5 protein-coding genes are annotated in these 3617 nt (G+C 34.2%); 2 read left to right on the forward strand and 3 right to left on the reverse strand.

Annotated features, from left to right (window positions below; genetic code table 11):
• A partial coding sequence (locus C200_RS13820; protein ID WP_033923692.1) for a transposase occupies positions 1-172 on the forward strand: 172 nt, incomplete at its 5' end.
• A gap of 3 nt (positions 173-175) precedes the next feature.
• Here C200_RS13820 and C200_RS13825 read toward each other — a convergent pair.
• The 3 genes from C200_RS13825 to C200_RS13835 form a co-directional block, all read right to left on the reverse strand.
• The gene (locus C200_RS13825; RefSeq protein WP_016211859.1) at positions 176-463 is read right to left on the reverse strand and encodes a pyridoxamine 5'-phosphate oxidase family protein; all 288 of its coding nucleotides are present in this window, start codon (positions 461-463) and stop codon (positions 176-178) included.
• 76 nt (positions 464-539) lie between these two features.
• A complete protein-coding gene (locus tag C200_RS13830) occupies positions 540-1298 on the reverse strand; it encodes an ion transporter (RefSeq protein WP_016211858.1) in 759 nt (252 codons plus the stop codon).
• A gap of 216 nt (positions 1299-1514) precedes the next feature.
• On the reverse strand, positions 1515-2315 hold the full coding sequence (locus tag C200_RS13835; protein WP_032126848.1) for a delta-class carbonic anhydrase: 801 nt from the start codon (positions 2313-2315) through the stop codon (positions 1515-1517).
• A 533-nt stretch (positions 2316-2848) separates the two neighbouring features.
• Here C200_RS13835 and C200_RS13840 point away from each other — a divergent pair.
• Complete coding sequence (locus C200_RS13840) at positions 2849-3595, forward strand: hypothetical protein (RefSeq protein WP_032126847.1); 747 nt, start codon at positions 2849-2851, stop codon at positions 3593-3595.
• The last annotated feature ends 22 nt before the right edge of the window (positions 3596-3617 follow it).

Consider the following 3617-nt stretch of genomic DNA (forward strand, 5'->3'; position numbering starts at 1 on the left):
TGCGGGTTGTCACTTATTATTTTTACCCCCTTATTCTCCTGATTTAAACCCGATAGAGCATGTATGGTCACCGCTTAAAAATAGGGTTCGCATGAAGCTTGATCAAGATGAAATAAATTTAGAGACAGCGCTTAGTCAAGTAATGAAGTCAATGTCAGAAACTATTCGTTGAGTGCTATAGTAAATTTGCGATGCCAGTAATCCTAATTTGCAAGCCACAATGCTCCCACCAAGCCGTAAGTGCTACATTTGGATTGTTACTTATTTCATGCCCTTTATTTGAAGTAAGGTAAGAGCAAAATACAAATCCATTATGATCAGCTTTTTTTAAGTCAACAAATCTAGCACTGGGTCGACCTAATCTATCTATCGTTGATAAACATATTGCATTCTTTAATTTTAATGGAGACTCTGATTTTGAAATATTCCACCAAAGATTAAACTTCTCTATTGGATCAACCATTACTTTGACTATCCTGATATCATCAATTTTCCTATTAGTTATTTTGATATACTATCAAAAAAGCAGAGTTCAAGCTTTATTTTTTATTCTCTAAAAGCTTTTCAATCCTATCCAAACGCCGTAATAACTCATCTGTACGTATTTGCTCAGCCTCACGCTCCTCACTACTTTTTAAATAGGCTAATGCATCAACAACGATACCAATTAAAAAATTTAATAGTGTGAATGCTGAAATTAAAATAAATGGAATAAAATACAACCATGCATATGGGTAGATAGCCATTATAGGACGAGCAATCCCCATTGACCAACTTTCTAATGTCATAATTTGAAATAAGCTAAACATCGCTCGTCCTAAATGACCAAACCACTCAGGAAAATGACCTCCAAATAATTTGACTCCCATAACGCCAAAGACAAAAAAAACGAGTAACAATAAACAAGCAGTAGACACCAAACCCGGAATAGAAATTGCTAATGCACTGACCACCCGCTTTAATGCAGGGACATGCGCAATCAGTCGAAATGCTCGAAGTATGCGTAATGACCTAAGCACACTGATAAAGTGACTAACAGGTAGTAATGAGATGACAACAATAATAAAATCAAATAAATTCCAGCCTGATTTAAAATAGCTTGATCGATAAACAGACAACTTTAATACAGCCTCAATAACAAATATAATCAAACACATGACATCAATATAAATTAATAACTGCTGCGTGCTTGCAGATAAATTAACTAAAGTCTCCAAAGCAAGCGAAGCACTATTAATCAAGATGATCATTAAAATAAAACTATCAAAGCCAATATGATTGACAAGCCTATTGATCATTCTTTATGCACCCTTTCATATTAATTATTTAACTATGTACAACTTAATAATATAATTTTATCGCCGAATATGCCGTTGATTAAAGAGAGAGATGATTTATTTAGATGAAGTATAAGTTTAGTAAAGGCAGTTAAAACCATGAATAATAAACTTAGGAGCAGATAGGCTCTGCTCACTCATTTATCAGAATAAGAATTTACTTAATCTTGCGATTGATTAATCTTTAATCTCAGCTAATAAACGCTCATCAACAACAAGTTTACGTACGCCATGCGCACTGTGCTCCTTGAATGGATTCGCTTCACACCACTTAGCTAAGCTGTTAATGTCGACCTTAGCGCATTGTGGCCTAACACTCCACGTCGCCTGAACCGATGAGCATTTTTTCGCGTTATAACTCGGTCCAGTTGTCGAACCAATAAAGGTAACAGGTGTTCCAGTATCAGTAGGCAAAGCCTTTGGCTGATAATAGCCCGCGACTTTATTCCCAGCATAATTAAATTTATTAAAATCAATTGCTTGAGCATCATTGACCACAGTAAAAACTTGAGACTCAACACGCAAATTAGGGTTTGCACAACTTTTAGAAAGGCAAGAGCCGAGCCCTTTCCCAGGCTGAGTAGCACATGAAGTAAACACCCAATGCACCTCGATGGTATCTCCTGGCTTGATGCCATTACACACATTGCCTTTGAACGGGATTAATTCCTTATTGGTTAACTTCTCACTGATCGCACATTTATAACCACCACCAACACCATGTTTACCAGAGCCTGCATAAATCGAAAAATCTTTCGCCTTATGTTCAGCATTTTTATGAAAATGGATATTACACAGGTTCATATTCTCATATTTTGGTGCAATCGAATAAATTTGCTTATTCTTACCATTGTCATTATCAATATCCCTAGGGGTTTGTGGTCCATAACCAACGCAAATAGAACCACTTGCACTGGAAACGCCATAAAAAGCCATCATCATACTAACAGCTAGTGTGCTTTTAATATATTTACTCACAACTATTTTATCCTTATAGATAATTTTATAAATTATAAAAAATCAAATAATATCACATTTATTTGATGTTGCTAGGTATAAAAATGTTAAAAAAACTAACTCAATAATCATTAAATCCCTGAGGCTAGCTAACTTAATTTATTCTCTACTATAAAATTAATAAACTAATCTAAACAAATTATCAAATACCAGCAGCTTAGTCTTTGAGCACAAACAACCTTTAATAACATATCGGTAACCTACCATGAAATCACTAAAATGATCAGCAATAATAAGTTATGATCAAAAAATTAGATTGATTATTTTAAATAAAATATATATACATCAATAATAAATAATTTAAGTTATGAGAAATAGATAGAAAGTATATCCATCAAAGAGTTAAGCGATACACGTCAAATGTTTGTTTAATACAAACTGTGGATTCTTCTAGTTTTATTACCCACCTAGATTAACCATAACTTTTGCACTAAAGCTGAGCTGGGCTTCAGGCCTGAACTTAAAATATTTTAGATTATACCAAGGAGAAAGTTATGCCTACGATTAAATTCGTCAAAATAAATCACGGAGAAATTTCTAAAAAATATCAAGGTGATATGCTTAGCACAGAGACTAATTGTGGCATCATTTTCAAGAACTCTACTATTATTACCGCACAATCAAAACAAGGAGACTATGGTCTCCTTCATACCACAAACCTCAAGATTCAGGTCAAGGTCAAGGCCAAGAGCAGTGATGACCCAACAAACAATACTGAAGACCTAACAAATAACAGTGAAGGCCTGAAAAACAGCAGTAAAGATCTGACAAACAACAGTGAAGATCTGAATAACTGGCTTGAACAGTTAAAAGAAGTTCTAGGCGATGAAATCACGTTTCATCTCATCGATCCTCACCAGAATCAGCCAGAACATTATCGAGATGATTTAGAAAAGTTATGTTTGAAACATAAGATCACACCCACTATTTATTTTTTTAAAAATACGAAACAAGACCAAGTGATCATGATCGATAATGAAGCAATCCATATAAAAGAGGTTGAATCATCTAAAAATACAGAAACTCCAGCCCCTTCCTTAGAGCCATCTTTATCTAAAAAAGTAAATTCTAAAAAGACAGCAGCCACTCTAGTTACTTCCCCAGAGCTAAATCAAAAAGACTTTATCCAAAAAATTAATCTACAGCTGCAAACTGTAATAAATGAGCTAGAAGTCACTATAATAAAAAATAATAAAAACAGTAAGCTGATTGATAAAGTCGCAAGGAAAAAAAAGCAGTAGCAGAGTTATAGCGCTGGATTAA

The organism is Piscirickettsia salmonis LF-89 = ATCC VR-1361 (assembly GCF_000297215.2).
GTDB classification, from domain to species: Bacteria; Pseudomonadota; Gammaproteobacteria; order Piscirickettsiales; family Piscirickettsiaceae; genus Piscirickettsia; species Piscirickettsia salmonis.